Raw genomic sequence first — 14,897 nt, 5'->3', positions numbered from 1 at the left:
AGTGCGGGACTACGACCGCAACGAGGCTGAGGACCACCTCTCGCAGTTCGAAGCCGAGATGAAGCGGCTGAAGAAGGAGCGGGACAAGGCCGTCGGTCATGCCGACGATCTCGGCTACCAGATCGAGGTACTCCGCTCCAAGCTGCACCAGGCGCGGCGTGCCCTGTCGTTGCGCCCCGCCTACGGTGACGCCACCGGCCACGCGGAGCAGTTGCTGCGCACCGCCCAGCACCAGGCCGACCAGATGCGTTCGGACGCCGAGCGCGAGCTGCGGGAGGCCCGCGCCCAGACGCAGCGGGTCCTGCAGGAGCACTCCGAGCGGCGGGCCCGCATGGAGGCCGAGCTGCACGCCGAGGCGGTCAGCCGGCGCCAGCGGCTCGACTCCGAGCTGGCGGAGCGGCGTTCCACCGTCGAGTCGCACGTCAACGAGAACGTCGCCTGGGCCGAGCAGCTGCGGGCCCGCAGCGAGTCGCAGGCCCGCCGCCTCATGGAGGAGACCCGGGCCGAGGCCGAGCAGGCCCTCCAGCAGGCCCGTGCGGAGGCCCAGCGGCTCGCCGAGGAGACCCGGCAGCGCATCGCCCTGGACGCCGAGAACGCCCGCGCCGAGGCGGAGGAGCTGCTGCGCCGGGCCCGTGCCGATGCCGAGCGGATGCTGAGCAGCGCTTCGGAGCAGGCCCAGGAGGCCACCGAACACGCCGAGCGGCTGCGCACCACCACCTCCTCCGAGACCGAGGCGGTGCGCCGGGAGGCCGCCACCCTGGTCCGCAGAGCGGAGGAGCGGGCGACCGAGGCACAGAGCGCGCTGCGCACCGCCCGCGAGGAGGCCGAGCGGCTCGTCGCGGAAGCCACCGCCGAGGCCGAGAAGCGCCGGGCCGCCGCCCAGTCGGAGTACGACCAGCGGGCCGGCACGGCCCGGGCCGAGATCGCCCGCATGGTCAGCGAGGCCACCACGGAGGCCGAGCAGAACAAGGCCGAGGCCGAGCAGCTGCTGAGCGACGCCCGGACCCGGGCCGAGAAGCTGGTGGCCGACGCGGAGGAGGAAGCGCGTTCGACGTCCGCGGAGGCTTCGGCGAACCAGCTCGCCGAAGCAGCCCGCGCCGCCGAGGACGTCCTGGACAAGGCCACCGAGAAGGCGAAGGCCACCACCCGTGCCGCCGCCGAGGAGGCCGAACGGCTGCGCAGCGAGGCGGAGGCCGAGGCGGACCGGCTGCGGGCCGAGGCACACGACACCGCCGAGCAGCTCAAGGGCACCGCGCAGGACGACACCAAGGAGTACCGCGCCAAGACCGTCGAGCTGCAGGAGGAGGCCCGCCGCCTGCGCGGCGAGGCCGCGCAGCTGCGCGCGGAGGCCGGGGAGGAGGGCGAGCGGATCCGCGCCGAGGCCCGCCGGGATGCCGTCCGGCAGATCGAGGAGGCCGCAGCGGGTGCCGAGGCGCTGCTGGCCAAGGCCAAGGCGGACGCCGAGGAGACCCGGACCGGAGCCGTCACCGAGGGTGAACGGGTGCGGGCCGAGGCGATCGAGCGGGCCGGCACCCTGCGCAGTCAGGCCGAGGAAGGGCTGCGGAGGTCGCGGGCCGAGGCCGAGGAGCTGCTCACCGACGCCCTGCAGCAGGCCGAGCGGACCACCGAGGAGGCCGAGCGGGCCGTCGAGGCGCTGCGGGAGGAGGCCCGGCGGACGATCCGCGCCGAGCGCGAGGCGGCCTCCGCGGAGCTGGAGCGACTGCGCGAGGAGGCGGAACAGCGGGTCGTCTCCACCGAAGAGGCACTCGTCGCAGCCCGGGCTGAAGCAGAGCGGCTGCGCGCGGAAGCACACGCGGAGAGCGAGCGGCTGCGCGCGGAGGCCGCCGAGCGCGCCCGGACCGTCACCGAGCAGGCCGAGCAGGCCGCGCACGAGCTGCGCGACGAGGCGGCGTCCGACGCCGCCCGGAGCCGGGCCGAGGGCGAGGAGCTCGCGGTCCGGCTGCGCGGCGAGGCTGCCACCGAGGCGGAACGGCTGCGCACCGACGCCCGGAAGGCTGCCGACCGGGTACGGGCGGAGGCCGAGGCGGCCGCCGAGCGCACCGGTGCCGAGGCGGCGGCGGCGCTGAGCGCCGCCCAGGAGGAGGCCGCCCGGCTTCGCCGGGAAGCCGACACGCTGCTCGGGGAGGCCCGCGAGGAGGCCCACCGGGAGCGTACGCAGGCGCACGAGCAGAGCGAGGAGCTGCTTGCGTCCGCCCGCACCACCCTGGAGGAAGCCGAACGCCGGGCCGAGGCCCTGGTGGCCACGGCCGAGGCGAAGGCGCTGGAGGTCCGCGACTCCGTCACAGGGCTCCGGGAGGAGGCCGAGCGGGAGATCGCGGCGCTGCGGGCCGAGGCCGACCTGGACGTGGCCAGGCAGCGCCGGCAGTCCACCGAGGAGACGGAGGCCGCCTCCGCACTGGCCGAGCGCACCGTCACCGAGGCCATCGCCGAGGCCGAGCGGCTGCGCAGCACCGTGCAGGGTGAGGCGGAGCGCACCCGGGCCGAGGCCGGGACGGCGATGGAGACCGCCCGGCAGGACGCCGACCGGCGGCGCGCCGAGGCGGCGGAACAGGCCGACGAGCTGGTGGCCAGGGCCCAGGAGGAGGCGGACCGGACCCGCGCCGAGGCCGAGGCGGCGCTGGACGCTGCCCGGCAGGACGCCGCCCGGCGGCGTACCGAGGCGGCGGAACAGGCCGACGAGCTGGTGGCCAAGGCCCAGGAGGAGTCCCTGCGCACCGCGGCCAAGGCCGAGGAGCAGTCCGATGTGATGGTTGCCGCGGCCCGCAAGGAAGCCACCCGGCTGACGGAGCAGGCGGACGCGGAGGGCCGCGAGCGGGTCGAGAAGTCCCGGGCGGACGCCGACAAACTCCTGGAGGAGGCCCGGCGGGACGCGGTGGCGATCCGGAAGCGGGCCGACGAGCTGCGCACCCGGACCGAGTCCGAGGTGCAGGAGCTGCACGATCGGGCCCGGAAGGAAGCCGCCGAGGCCACCAGAACGGCTGGCGAGCGGGTCGACAAGCTGGTCAAGGCGGCGGAGGAGCAGCGGGAGGAGGCGCGTGCAGAGGCGGAGAAGCTTCTGGCCGAGGCCGGGGCCGAGGCCGGAAAGGTGCGCATCGCCGCCGTCCGCAAGGCCGAGTCCCTGCTGAAGGAGGCGGAGGCCAAGAGTGCCGAGCTGACGGGCGAGGCGCAGCGCGTACGTCGGGAGGCGGAGCAGGAGGCCAAGCGCACCGTGGAGGAGGGGAAGCGCGAGCTGGACCAGCTGGCCCGGCGGCGGGAGGACATAAACGTCGAGATCTCGCGGGTGCAGGATGTGCTGGAAGCCCTGGAGTCCTTCGAGACCCCCGGCTCCACGGGCAAGAACGGGTCGGCCAACGGCACGGTGGGGGCGGGGTCCGGGTCTCCCCGGCCGGGCAAGCAGTCCGGCTCCTGACCGTAAGAGCCGCAGGCGCCGCCGGTCCGAGTGCCTGACCGGTTATCGGGTGCTGATCATGGAGGATTGGCCACGTTGAGGCCGGGATCGGCTCCTTGTCCGACAAATCCCCCGGCGCGGCGGGCAGAATCGGCGCTCCGGGCGGTACGGTCAGGGGAGGGGCCGTAACGGCCCCGGCCGGACAAGCCGTCCGGCGGATGCACGACGCGCCCGGCCACCCGAACGAGCGGACGGGCGCGGACATTCTCCATACCGAAAGCGACATCCGCTCGAAGACACGCCGGTTTTCCCCCTAGGATTCCCCCCGAGGGCAATTTCCGAGTGTGTTCCGGCCGGACGCACTCAGACACGTACCCCGTCTGACTCACCCGTCTGACTCGACAGGATCCCCATGAGCGACACTTCCTCAGCACTCGGCTTCGATTTCGTGCGCCGCGGCTACGACAAAGCGCAGGTGGAAGAGCGCATCGCGAAGCTGGTTGCCGACCGGGACGACGCGCTGTCCCACGTCACGGCGTTGGAGAAGCGGATCGAGGAGCTGCACCTCGAGACGCGGGACGCCCAGGCCCAGATCAACGACTCCGAGCCCTCGTACGCCGGCCTCGGCGCGCGGGTGGAAAAAATCCTCCGCCTCGCTGAGGAGGAGGCCAAGGACCTCAAGGAGGAGGCCCGCAGGGCCGCGGACCAGCACCGTGACCTGGCGGAGGCCGCCGCACAGCAGGTGCGCAACGACGCCGAGGCGTACGCCGCCGAGCGCAAGGCGAAAGCGGAGGAGGACGGCGCCCGCATCGTCGACAAGGCGCAGGCGGAGGCCGACGCCACCCGTGCCGACGCCGACAAGGACGCGCTGGCCAAGCGCGAGGAGGCGGACAGCCTTTTCGAGGACACCCGCGCCAAGGCCGCGCAGGCCGCTGCCGACTTCGAGACCAACCTGGCCAAGCGCCGGGAGCAGTCCGAGCGCGACCTGGCCAACCGTCAGGCCAAGGCGGAAAAGCGGCTGGCGGAAATCGAGCACCGGGCCGAGCAGCTTCGGCTCGAGGCGGAGAAGCTGCGGACCGACGCGGAGCGCCGTGCGCGGCAGACCGTGGAGACCGCGCAGCGCCAGTCCGAGGACATTGTGGCCGACGCCAACGCCAAGGCCGACCGGGTCCGCAGCGAGTCCGAGCGTGAGCTCGCCGCGCTGACCAACCGCCGTGACAGCATCAACGCCCAGCTGACCAACGTCCGCGAGATGCTGGCGACGCTGACGGGTGCTCAGGTGGCCGCGACCGCCGGTCTGGGCGACGACGACGACAACGACGGCCTGAGCAAGGGTGTCCCGGCGCAGCAGTCGCGCTAGGCCCCGGTTTCGGCTCGCGGCCCCTCCCCCTCGGGGATCCCGGCCGGATTGAGGACACGCCCCCCGCCCTCGGGCGGGGGGCGTGCCGGGTGAAGGGGGCCCTCGGAATTCGGCGGACCGGGACGGCGGGACACATGTTCCACCATGCCCGGCAGCCGATAGGGTCGGGCCGAACGGGGGCACGTGTGCGACAGTTCGACTTCGCGCCCCGACCGACCACCAGGGGCGAACGATGATCGAAACCATCGGCCTGACAAAGAGCTTCGGTTCGAAGACGGCCGTGTACAACCTGACCTTCCAGGTCCAGCCGGGGAAAGTGACCGGTTTCCTGGGGCCGAACGGCGCGGGGAAATCCACCACCATGCGCATGATGCTCGGTCTGGACCGGCCGAGTTCCGGCACCGTCACCATCAGCGGCTATCCGTACCGGAAGCTGCCGAACGCCCCTCGTCACGTGGGCGCGCTGCTGGACGCCAACGCGCGGCACGGCGGGCGCAGCGCGCGTGCTCATCTGCTGAGCCTGGCGCAGCTGTCCGGCATTCCGGCCCGGCGGGTCGACGAGGTGCTCGGCGTGGTGGGGCTGCAGGAGGTGGCGGGTCGGCGGTCCAAGGGATTCTCCCTCGGTATGGGTCAGCGGCTCGGGATAGCCGCCGCTCTCCTCGGTGACCCGCAGGTGCTGCTGTTCGACGAGCCGGTGAACGGCTTGGACCCGGAGGGCATCCACTGGGTCCGCCACTTCATGAAGCAGCTGGCGTCCGAGGGCCGCACGGTCTTCGTCTCCAGCCATCTGATGAGCGAGATGGCCCTGACCGCCGACCATCTGATCGTGATCGGACGCGGCCAGCTGATGGCCGACATGCCGGTGCAGGAGTTCATCGAGCAGAACTCGACGAACTTCGCCCGGGTCCGTGTCCCCGACGGCGAGCCGGAGCAGCAGGAGAAGCTGCGCGCGGCACTTTCCGGGGCCGGCGGCCAGGTGCAGCAGGAGGCGGACGGTGCCTGGAAGGTCACGCATCTGGAGCTGCCACGGATCAGTGACCTGGCGCACGAGGCCGGTGTCCGGCTGTGGGAGCTCTCGCCGCACCACGCCTCACTGGAGGAGGCGTACATGCGGATGACCCAGGGTGCGGTGGACTTCCGTTCCACGGGGGACCAGCTGGCCGGGTGGCAGGGGCCGCCCGCAGCCGGCGGACCCGCCGGCCCCGTACCGCCGCAGGGGTACACGGCCCCCGCGCAGGGCTACGGGCCGCCGCAGGGCTACGGGCCGCCGCCGCAGGGCTACGGCGCGCCGCAGGGGTACGCCGCGCCGTCCCAGGGCGGGTACGCGGCACCGCCCGCCGGGTACGGACCGCCGCCCGGTGGCGCGGGCGCGCCATCGCAGCAGCCCGCCCAGCCTCAGCCGTCCGCTCAGCCGCAGGAGAACGCCCGATGACCACGCCGCCCTCGCCGCAGATGCCCCCGCCGGCGCCACAGGCACCCGCGCCGCAGGAGGCGGCACCGCCGCCCCCGCCGCAGGCGTCCGCACCCCCCGGGGCCGGGGAGCAGCCGCCGGTGCCGATGCAGAAGCGGACCGGCGTGGCCACGTACACGTCGCCGATCCCGGTCCGCGGGACGCACCTGGGGCACGCGCTGGCCTCCGAGTGGACCAAGATCCGCTCCGTGCGGTCCACGGTGTGGACGCTGGTGAGCATGTTCGCGGTCACCGTGGGCCTGGGACTGCTCATCGCGGTCGCGGTCGCGACCACCAATGAGGACAGCATGCCGCCGGCCGTTCCCGGCCTGATCGGGATGATGCTGGGCCAGCTGGCCATCATCACCTTCGGGGTGCTGGTGACCTCCACGGAGTACACCACCGGCATGATCCGGCCCACGTTCACCGCGTCTCCGCAGCGCGGCCGGATCCTGGCCGCCAAGTCCCTCGTGTTCACGCTGGTCGCCTTCACCGCGACCGCGTGCGCGATGCTGCTGATGCTGACGCTCACCCGCGTCATCCTCAGCGACGCGACCGCCACCCGGGAGATGCCCGGCGAGATCTGGGTGAACGGCACCGTCGGTATCGCCCTGTACGTCTCTCTGCTCGGGCTGCTGGCCCTGGCGGCCGGCTCCCTGCTGCGCAGCTCGGCCGGAGCCATCACCCTGATGATGGGCCTGGTCCTCGTCCCGACGATCGCCGCTCCGTTCCTCTACATCTCGGAAACCACCCGCGGCATCGCCGAGAAGGTCGACGAGTTCTCCGCGATCGGATCGCTGGTCGCCCTGTCCCTCGGGTCCTCGGACTCGGACGTCGAAGGCAGCGGCTGGGGGCAGGTGCTGTTCCTGACGATCATCACCGGCGTCGCCCTCGCCGGTGCCTACGTCCGGCTGCGGAAGAGCGACGCCTGAGGAACACCCGGATCAGTAACGGGGCGCGTTACGGGACCGCTGGAGCCGCGCGCTCCGGCGGTCCCTGGCGTTCCAGCAGGCCCGGTGCCAGTGCCGCCGTTCGTCGACGGCCCCGTGCCGGGGCCAGGCCACCACGTGCGGCACGCCCGGCGGGATCTCCTGATCGCAGCCGGGACAGCGGTAGCGCTTCCCTGCCCCCGAGCCGGACACCTGCCGGACGGCCCAGTCGTCGCCGCGCCAGTTCTCCGTGCGCTCGAGCCCGTACCGATCGCCCCCGTCCGCTCCCTCCTCCGCGCGCTGGTTCCGCCGGGGACGGCCGCGCTGATGATTACGCCGCGGAGACACCTGACACCTCTGAGCCGTAGGGACGGCCTTGCGGCCGGGACACCCTCAAGGTTAAGCGGGCAGCAAGCGGTCACGTTTCCGTGCCGCCCCACCCCCACAGGCGTTCATCCGAAAAACTTCCTGCCTGCCCGTGCCTCGGGCACGTGTCAGGCGTTAATGCCCGTGAGTGGTGTGTGGTGTCCAGGGGTGCACGACAGGAGCGAGAAGGGGGCGTGGCATGCGCATCGGGACCTTCGTACTGGCCGGCCAGTACCCGGGCCAGGAGCACGAGGAAGCCCTGAGACGGGCGGTCCGGTCCGCCGAAGTGGCCGAGGAGGCGGGCCTGGACAGCGTCTGGCTCGCCGAGCACCACTTCGTGCCGTACGGCGTCTGCCCGTCCGCCGCCACACTCGCCGCGTACCTGCTGGGCCGCACGGAGCGGATCGGGGTCGGTACCGCGGTCAGCGTGCTGCCCACCGCGCACCCCGTCTCCCTCGGCGAGCAGGCCGCCCTGCTGCATCTCGTCTCCGGCGGCAGGTTCACGCTCGGCATCGGCCGGGGCGGCCCGTGGGTGGACCTGGAGGTTTTCGGCAACGGCCTGGAAGCCTACGAGCGGGACTTCCCCGAGTCCCTGGACCTCCTGCTGCGCTGGCTGCGGGACTCCGAGGTCTCCGCGGACGGCGAACGCCACCGCTTCCGCGAGGTCCCTGTGGTGCCTCGCTCCGCCGACGCCGCGGGGGGCAACCACCCGCCGGTGGTGCTCGCCTGCACCTCCCCCGGCACGGTGCGCAACGCCGCCCGGCGTGGCCTGCCCATGCTCCTGGGGATGCACGTCGGCGACGAGGAGAAAGCAGAGATGGTGGCGCTGTGGCGGCGCACCGCGCGGGACTCCGGTCTGCCCCGGGGAGCGACGGAGACGGCCGGGCACGTCTCGGCCGGCGTGGTGCAGATCGGTGACAGCCAGACCGAGGCGGTGGAAGTCCTGCGCCGGGCCCTGCCGGGCTGGCTGCGCCAGGGCCTGGCCGCCCACCGGACGGTGGACGGCCGGCAACGGCCCATGCGGGACGCGTTCGCCTACACCGAGCTGCTGTGCGAACTGCACCCGGTGGGCACGCCCCAGCTGTGTGCCGACCGGCTGTCAGCCACCGCGGAGCGCACCGGGATCACCCGCTTCGCCCTGCTGGCCGAAGGCTCCGGTGAACTGACCGGCACGGAGCACAACGTGCGGCGGCTCGGCACCGACGTGCTGCCGCTGCTCGCGGAGAACTCCGCGGCAACAGCAGCACTGCCGGTGCAGTCCGCGCTCACCGCGAACTGACAGCAGGCACTAGCAGTCCCGCAGCAGGGGTGACTGGTTGAGCAGCTGACCGCGGACGGAGGTGAACCGCGCCAATCGGTCGTCGACCGAGGCATCGAGCGGGAACACCGCGACCCGGTGGCAGTTCTGGAACGCCAGGCGCACGCCGAAGTGGCGCTCCAGCGCACCGCGTATGGCGTCGCTGGCGAGAGCCCGGAGCAGCTGGCCGCGGGCCTGCTCGTCCGGAGGCGGAGTGGTGTTGTCAGCGAACTCACCCCCGTCCACCTTCAGCTGGGCAGCCAGAGAGCTGACCATGTTCCAGGCGTAGGGCAGAGAATTCCGGACGCAGTCGATGAAAGCCGCTTCATCGACCTCGCCTCGCTCAGCCTGGTCCAGCAGGGCCGGTGAGACATCGAGCGACATGAGTACTCCTCTCGCGACCCCGGGTGGGCGGTGGGCGGGGTCTGGCGGACGGGACGGAGGATCGCACCGCCACCAGCCACCGCGTACCTGGATACCGGACGGCGACGCCCCCGGGTACACGGTAGAACGCGGAGTGCGACGATGTCAGTGGAACGGCCACTTATCCGCCGGCCACGGATTCCGCAGACCTCTCACATCCCACGGGCCCCACCGGTCACTTCGCATTGCAAGAGGGTGTCCAGTAGCGTGACCGACCATGCGCCTCGTGATCGCCCGCTGCTCCGTCGACTACGCCGGCCGGCTCACCGCCCATCTGCCGTCGGCGCCCCGCCTCATCCTGGTCAAGGCGGATGGATCGGTGTCCATCCACGCCGACGACCGGGCCTACAAACCTCTGAACTGGATGTCCCCGCCCTGCGCGCTCAAGGTCTCGGAGAGCGAGAACGGCAGCCCCGCGGTCTGGACCGTCGAGAACAAGGCGGGCGAGAAACTGATCATCACCATGGAGGAGGTCCTGCACGACTCCTCCCACGAGCTCGGCGTCGACCCCGGCCTCATCAAGGACGGAGTGGAGGCGCACCTCCAGGAACTGCTCGCCGACCGCATGGAAACGCTCGGCGAGGGCTGGACGCTGATCCGCCGGGAGTACCCGACCGCCATCGGCCCCGTCGACATCCTCGGCCGGGACGCGGACGGCACCACCGTCGCGGTGGAGATCAAGCGGCGTGGCGACATCGACGGAGTCGAGCAGCTGACCCGCTACCTCGAGCTGCTCAACCGCGACCCGCATCTCTCGCCCGTCAAGGGCGTGTTCGCCGCTCAGGAGATCAAGCCGCAGGCCCGCGTACTCGCCACCGACCGCGGCATGGTGTGCGTGACCCTCGACTACAACGGCCTGCGCGGTATCGACGACGACAAACTCCGCCTGTTCTGACCCCGGGCCGCTGCGAGGGCGGCGCTGCCCGTCGTCACCGGCCCGCCCGACGGCTCACACCACGGGCGGGCTGCTCGACGCGGTAGGGCTGCCGCTGACGGAGGGGCTGCTCGTCACGGTCTCGTCGGGCTCGGGGGACGGGGTACCACTGGCGCTGCTGCCCGCGGCGTTCGTCTCTCCCGTGCTGTTGGTGCCCTCGCTGGCACCGTCGTCCTCACCGCCGGTCCCGTCGGAGGTCCCGTCGCTGGCCCCGCCTGCGGCCCCGTCGCTGGTTCCGTCATCGTTCCCCTCGGCGGCTCCCCCGGTGTTCCCGTCAGTACCTTCCTGGTCACCGGTGCCGCCGTTCGACGTGCTCCCCGTGGCGGCGGTGTTCCCACCGGTCTGGCTGCTTCCGCCACTGGATTCCGGCACGGACGGGCGAGTACTGGTCCGGTCAGCCTCCGGAGGGTTCTGGTCCGTTGCGGGCGGCGCCTCGCTGGGCGTTGTGGACTCGGAGGTCGTGGGAGGCACCGACTCGGTCTCGGGCGCGGTCTCCTCCTCGGTCTCGCTCGGGGTGGTGCTCTCCGTGGGGGCCTTGGTCGAGCTGTCGGAGGGCTCGGCCGTCTCCCCCAGCCCGGAGTCCGACTCGGTGGGGGTCGGGATGGTGATGCGGTCGTCGGAGGTCTTCTCGCCGTCGCTGCCGGCGAGCCCCAGCGTGACGACCGTGCCGAGCACGGCCAGCAGGACGGCGCCCGCGCCGGCCGCGACGGCGTTCCGGCGGGTGCCTGCCAGGGCCATGCCGCGCAGTCCGGGGGACTTGGAGACGTTCGTGTCGAAGAGGTCCCGCCGGGCGGTGAGAATCTCCGTCGGCGCCTCGGCCGCCGCGCCGGCCGGCTCCGGCAGCGGGGCGTCCTCGTAGGGAGCCGGGGGCGGCGGCGCGGCGGCCGTGGCCACGGGGGTGGGACGGGTGTGGTCCTCGCTGCCGGGCGGCGGGGCCTGCGGCCTGGTCAGGTCGTCGACCAGGGCGAGAGCGCGCCGGCCGGTGTGGGCACCGCCGGAGTCCGCCAGCACGCCCCGCAGGGCGATCGACGCCTCCAGTTCGGCCCGTGACCGGTCGAGTTGCTCCTGGCAGATCGCCAGCACACCCAGCTCATGGTGGAAGTACGCCTGCTGAGCCACCGCACCGGCCGAGCGCGCGCACTCCTGTCCGCTCCGCAGCAGCCGCTCCCACGCTCCCCAGCGGAGTCCGGCGGCCAGCAGGGGGGTCGCGGTGCGGGCGAGGTCGACGACGGCTTCCTCGTGGCCGCCGCGCTGCGCGGCGGCCACCACGGCCAGCAGCACCTCCGCCTCGTCGGCCGCCCGGGCCGGGCCCGCGGCGCCCGCCTCGCCGAGCCAGCGAGTGTAGTGCTGAGCGGTGGAGAGCGCCCAGTCGGTGTCGGTGGCGCCGTCGCCCGGGTCTGCCTCGGCGAGCTGACCGGCGACCCCGGCGGCCAGCCGGTGCCGGGTGCCGACGGCGGTGATCAGACCCCGGTCCAGGAGGTCGGCCGGGGCGTCCGATGCCGCGGGGTGGCCGGTCACGGCGGCCAGCACCTCCGCCGCGGGGAGTTCGCCGCCGATCGCGGCGGACAGGCGCAGCGCCTCGCGGGAGCTGTCGGACAGGCTCGCGGCGAGCGCACGGGCCGGGGCGGTGCCCTCCGCGAGCGTGGGAACGCCCGGGTCGTCCCGGTGCCTCAGGACGGCCGCCGCCTGCACGAAGCGCAGCGGCAGCCCCTCGGTCTCGAACCACAGGTCCGCGGCCCAGTCCGCCTCGGCCTCGGTCAGGGGCCGCTGCGCGTGGTGTTCGAGGAGCTCGAGGCAGGCGGTGCGGCTGAGGCCGGTGAGGGGGATCTCCTCGAGCCGGGCGTCCGAGGCCGGAGCGGGAGTTTCCGGTGCGGCGGACAGCAGGAAGGCGCACTCGGGAGTGGAGTCCAGCAGCTCGTCGAGTGCCGCGCCGCCGAACTCGATGTCGTCGAGGACGACGACCGCGCCGATCTCGCGGAGCACGCCCAGCAGTTCGGTGCCGCCGGGACGGTATCCGGGGGCGTTGTGCACAGCGGCGTACAGCTCGTACTGCAGCTCTCCGGGGGTGCGCCGGTGGCCGCTCAGGCGGATGACCCCGTCGGGGGCGATCTCGGCGCATGCCCGGGCTGCTGCCCCGAGCAGCGCGGTGCGGCCGGTACCCGGGGAGCCGGTGACGCGGACGGACCGGCCGCGGGACAGCAGCCGGGTGATCCGCTCGCACTCTTCTTCCCGCTCCAGCAGCGGAGGTTGCGTCGCGGAATGCTCGTCCCCGCCCTCGGCATCGCGCACCCGGCGCGGCGATATCGGCCGGCGCCCCGGAGGACACGGCTCGATCTCGCTGCCGTCCACCGGGTTGACGGTCAGCAGGAAGTCGCCGGCGACGATCTGCGCGGTGCGCTCCGGACCGCTGCCGGGGCCGGCGGGCTCCTCGCCGTGGGAGGCCGGGTGCTTGGGGTCCATGATGTTGAGTCCCTCGGATGCGGTCGGACGTCGCCGGTGTGCAATCTAAGTGCTGTTGTCGTCGTCGCGCTCGCCTCCGGCCCCCGGAGACGGAATCGTCACGCCTTCGTAAGCTGCGGGTACTCCGGTTCAGGACGCGATCGTGAGGATCCGGTGCAGCCGGGTGGCGACCAGGACCCGTTGCATCTGCGGCGGAACCTCGCGCAGCACAAGTCGACGGCCGCAGCGGCCGGCCCGCCGGTGCACTCCCATGATGACGCCGAGGCCCGTCGCGTCCCAGGAGTCGAGGCCCTTGAGGTCGAGCACCAGATCCCCCTGTCCCGAATCAAGGGCCCGGTGCAGCGCCGTCCTGGCGTCCGCGGCGCTGCGCACGTCCAGGCGTCCCCCGACGACCAGCTCCGCGTGGTCGCCTTCGATGTGCATATGCGCTCCCCGAAATACCGCGTGTTCGACCCTGCGTCTTCCCGTACGTCCCCGTACGTCACCACATCTGACTGGCTGACGGCTTCTTTCGTTGCCGTCTGCACGCGAACCGCCACCGAATTCACTCTTACGTGTGTACCGGTTCATTTTTCTTGCGGGTTCCCCGCTCCGGGAGTTCACCGGTCCGGACGAACCGGTGAACTCCCCGAGTGGTCGTCCGTGGTTCAGTAGGTGTAAAACCCTTCACCGCTCTTGCGGCCGATGGCCCCCGCGTCGACCATGCGCCGCATGAGCTCCGGGGGTGCGAACTTCTCGTCCTGCGACTCGGTGTAGATGTTCTGCGTGGCGTGCAGCAGGATGTCGACGCCGGTGAGGTCCGCCGTGGCCAGCGGGCCCATGGCGTGCCCGAAGCCCAGCTTGCAGGCGGTGTCGATGTCCTCAGCCGTCGCCACCCCCGACTCGTACAGCTTTGCCGCCTCCACCACGAGGGCGGAGATGAGCCGGGTGGTCACGAAGCCCGCCACGTCCCGGTTGACGACGATGCAGGTCTTGCCGGTGCTTTCGGCGAATTCCCGGGCGGTGGCCAGCGTTTCGTCACTCGTCTTGAGTCCGCGGACCAGCTCGCACAGCTGCATCATCGGCACCGGTGAGAAGAAGTGGGTGCCGACCACACGCTCGGGACGCCGGGTGGCCGCGGCGATCGTGGTGATCGGGATGGCCGAGGTGTTGGACGCCAGTACCGCGCTGTCCTTCACCAGGCCGTCGAGTGCGCGGAAGATCTCCTGCTTGATCTCCACCTTCTCGAAGACGGCCTCGACGACGATGTCCGCCTCCGCGGCGGCGTCCAGATCGGTGGTCGTGGTGATCCGGCCCAGTGCCGCCTCGGCCCCGGCGGCGTCCATCCTGCCCTTGGCGACGAACTTCTCGTAGGACTTCTCGATGCCGCCTCTGCCACGTTCCAGCGCCTCATCGGTGACATCCCGCAGAACCACGTCCCAGCCTGCCTGGGCGGAGACCTGCGCGATGCCGGACCCCATGAGTCCGGCTCCGATGACGGCGAGCTTCCTGGCCACGTTGCGATTTCCCTTCGGCGGTCACTGTCTGCCTGCACAACTGCACTTGGGCGGGACCCTAATGCCCCGGACGCTCCCGTGGGGCACGAAGAGACACGCGTCACGTCTCACATGGCGGACATCACACCGGCGGTCGGCGGTACGGTCTCGTCATGGTCAATCTCACCCGTATCTACACCCGCACCGGCGACCAGGGCACGACGGCCCTGGGTGACATGAGCCGTACCGCCAAGACGGATCTGCGGATCGCCGCCTACGCAGACGCCAATGAGGCGAACGCCGTCATCGGGACCGCCCTGGCACTGGGGGAGGTGCCCGAGGAGATCTCCGCCGTTCTCTTCCGGGTGCAGAATGACCTCTTCGATGTCGGAGCCGACCTCGCCACTCCGGTGGCGGAGGACCCGAAGTACCCGCCGCTGCGGGTCCAGCAGAGTTACATCGACAAGCTGGAGGAGGACTGCGACCGCTTCCTGGAGGACCTGGAGAAGCTGCGCAGCTTCATCCTGCCCGGCGGGACCCCGGCCGCAGCGCTGCTCCACCAGGCGTGCACGGTCGTGCGCCGGGCGGAGCGCTCCACCTGGGCGGCCCTGGAGGAGCACGGGGAGACGATGAACGCGCTGACGGCCACGTATCTCAACCGGCTGTCGGACCTGTTGTTCATCCTCGCGCGCAGTGCCAACAAGGAGACCGGCGACATCCTGTGGGTACCCGGCGAGAACCGCTGACGCGGCCCCGCGCCGCTCCCGCCGGAGGCGGTTCCGGGTGTTGCGGAG

Annotated in this window: 12 protein-coding genes; 7 read left to right on the top strand and 5 right to left on the bottom strand. The window is 72.3% G+C overall.

Features of this window, described 5'->3' with window-relative positions; all coding sequences use genetic code 11:
* The first annotated feature begins 1 nt into the window (after position 1).
* From PJ985_RS08735 to PJ985_RS08720, 4 genes are all read left to right on the top strand, one after another.
* Positions 2-3,430, top strand: coding sequence for a hypothetical protein (locus PJ985_RS08735; protein WP_271683027.1), 3,429 nt, complete (start codon positions 2-4; stop codon positions 3,428-3,430).
* Between the two features lie 391 nt (positions 3,431-3,821).
* Positions 3,822-4,769: a cellulose-binding protein gene (locus PJ985_RS08730; RefSeq protein WP_271683026.1), complete on the top strand. Its 948-nt coding sequence runs from the start codon at positions 3,822-3,824 to the stop codon at positions 4,767-4,769.
* A gap of 232 nt (positions 4,770-5,001) precedes the next feature.
* Positions 5,002-6,201: an ABC transporter ATP-binding protein gene (locus PJ985_RS08725; protein WP_271683025.1), complete on the top strand. Its 1,200-nt coding sequence runs from the start codon at positions 5,002-5,004 to the stop codon at positions 6,199-6,201.
* Positions 6,198-7,151 (top strand): ABC transporter permease subunit, encoded by a 954-nt coding sequence (locus tag PJ985_RS08720; protein WP_271683024.1) that lies wholly within the window; start codon positions 6,198-6,200, stop codon positions 7,149-7,151. The genes PJ985_RS08725 and PJ985_RS08720 overlap by 4 nt, the downstream gene beginning before the upstream one ends.
* Before the next feature lie 12 nt (positions 7,152-7,163).
* On the opposite strand, the gene PJ985_RS08715 is transcribed toward PJ985_RS08720, so the two are convergent.
* Positions 7,164-7,496, bottom strand: coding sequence for an ATP/GTP-binding protein (locus tag PJ985_RS08715; protein WP_271683023.1), 333 nt, complete (start codon positions 7,494-7,496; stop codon positions 7,164-7,166).
* Between the two features lie 217 nt (positions 7,497-7,713).
* On the opposite strand from PJ985_RS08715, the gene PJ985_RS08710 reads away from it, so the two are divergent.
* Positions 7,714-8,793 carry an LLM class flavin-dependent oxidoreductase gene (locus PJ985_RS08710; protein WP_271683022.1) on the top strand — a complete coding sequence of 360 codons (1,080 nt, stop codon included), beginning with the start codon at positions 7,714-7,716 and terminating at the stop codon, positions 8,791-8,793.
* A 9-nt stretch (positions 8,794-8,802) separates the two neighbouring features.
* On the opposite strand, the gene PJ985_RS08705 is transcribed toward PJ985_RS08710, so the two are convergent.
* Positions 8,803-9,195: an SCO5389 family protein gene (locus tag PJ985_RS08705; RefSeq protein WP_271683021.1), complete on the bottom strand. Its 393-nt coding sequence runs from the start codon at positions 9,193-9,195 to the stop codon at positions 8,803-8,805.
* A 256-nt stretch (positions 9,196-9,451) separates the two neighbouring features.
* On the opposite strand from PJ985_RS08705, the gene nucS reads away from it, so the two are divergent.
* A complete protein-coding gene (nucS, locus tag PJ985_RS08700; RefSeq protein ID WP_271683020.1) occupies positions 9,452-10,129 on the top strand; it encodes an endonuclease NucS in 678 nt (225 codons plus the stop codon).
* Positions 10,130-10,183: 54 nt separating this feature from the next.
* On the opposite strand, the gene PJ985_RS08695 is transcribed toward nucS, so the two are convergent.
* The 3 genes from PJ985_RS08695 to PJ985_RS08685 all read right to left on the bottom strand — a co-directional run bounded on the left by PJ985_RS08695 (position 10,184) and on the right by PJ985_RS08685 (position 14,124).
* The gene (locus PJ985_RS08695) at positions 10,184-12,628 is read right to left on the bottom strand and encodes an ATP-binding protein (RefSeq protein ID WP_271683019.1); all 2,445 of its coding nucleotides are present in this window, start codon (positions 12,626-12,628) and stop codon (positions 10,184-10,186) included.
* 129 nt (positions 12,629-12,757) lie between these two features.
* Positions 12,758-13,051: an STAS domain-containing protein gene (locus tag PJ985_RS08690; protein ID WP_271683018.1), complete on the bottom strand. Its 294-nt coding sequence runs from the start codon at positions 13,049-13,051 to the stop codon at positions 12,758-12,760.
* 224 nt (positions 13,052-13,275) lie between these two features.
* Entirely contained in the window at positions 13,276-14,124 is an 849-nt protein-coding gene (locus PJ985_RS08685) for a 3-hydroxyacyl-CoA dehydrogenase family protein (protein WP_271683017.1), read from the bottom strand.
* 152 nt (positions 14,125-14,276) lie between these two features.
* On the opposite strand from PJ985_RS08685, the gene PJ985_RS08680 reads away from it, so the two are divergent.
* Positions 14,277-14,849 (top strand): cob(I)yrinic acid a,c-diamide adenosyltransferase, encoded by a 573-nt coding sequence (locus tag PJ985_RS08680; RefSeq protein ID WP_271683016.1) that lies wholly within the window; start codon positions 14,277-14,279, stop codon positions 14,847-14,849.
* The last annotated feature ends 48 nt before the right edge of the window (positions 14,850-14,897 follow it).

This window comes from Streptomyces sp. ACA25 (genome assembly GCF_028200735.1).
GTDB lineage: Bacteria > Actinomycetota > Actinomycetes > Streptomycetales > Streptomycetaceae > Streptomyces.
This window is presented reverse-complemented; position numbering and strand designations above follow the sequence as displayed.

Bases quoted from the DNA above. Each gene is read 5' to 3' on its own strand.
- PJ985_RS08730 (WP_271683026.1), top strand. From the start codon at position 3,822: ATGAGCGACACTTCCTCAGCACTCGGCTTCGATTTCGTGCGCCGCGGC.
- PJ985_RS08725 (WP_271683025.1), top strand. From the start codon at position 5,002: ATGATCGAAACCATCGGCCTGACAAAGAGCTTCGGTTCGAAGACGGCC.
- PJ985_RS08720 (WP_271683024.1), top strand. From the start codon at position 6,198: ATGACCACGCCGCCCTCGCCGCAGATGCCCCCGCCGGCGCCACAGGCA.
- PJ985_RS08710 (WP_271683022.1), top strand. From the start codon at position 7,714: ATGCGCATCGGGACCTTCGTACTGGCCGGCCAGTACCCGGGCCAGGAG.
- PJ985_RS08705 (WP_271683021.1), bottom strand. From the start codon at position 9,195: ATGTCGCTCGATGTCTCACCGGCCCTGCTGGACCAGGCTGAGCGAGGC.
- nucS (WP_271683020.1), top strand. From the start codon at position 9,452: ATGCGCCTCGTGATCGCCCGCTGCTCCGTCGACTACGCCGGCCGGCTC.
- PJ985_RS08695 (WP_271683019.1), bottom strand. From the start codon at position 12,628: ATGGACCCCAAGCACCCGGCCTCCCACGGCGAGGAGCCCGCCGGCCCC.
- PJ985_RS08690 (WP_271683018.1), bottom strand. From the start codon at position 13,051: ATGCACATCGAAGGCGACCACGCGGAGCTGGTCGTCGGGGGACGCCTG.
- PJ985_RS08680 (WP_271683016.1), top strand. From the start codon at position 14,277: ATGGTCAATCTCACCCGTATCTACACCCGCACCGGCGACCAGGGCACG.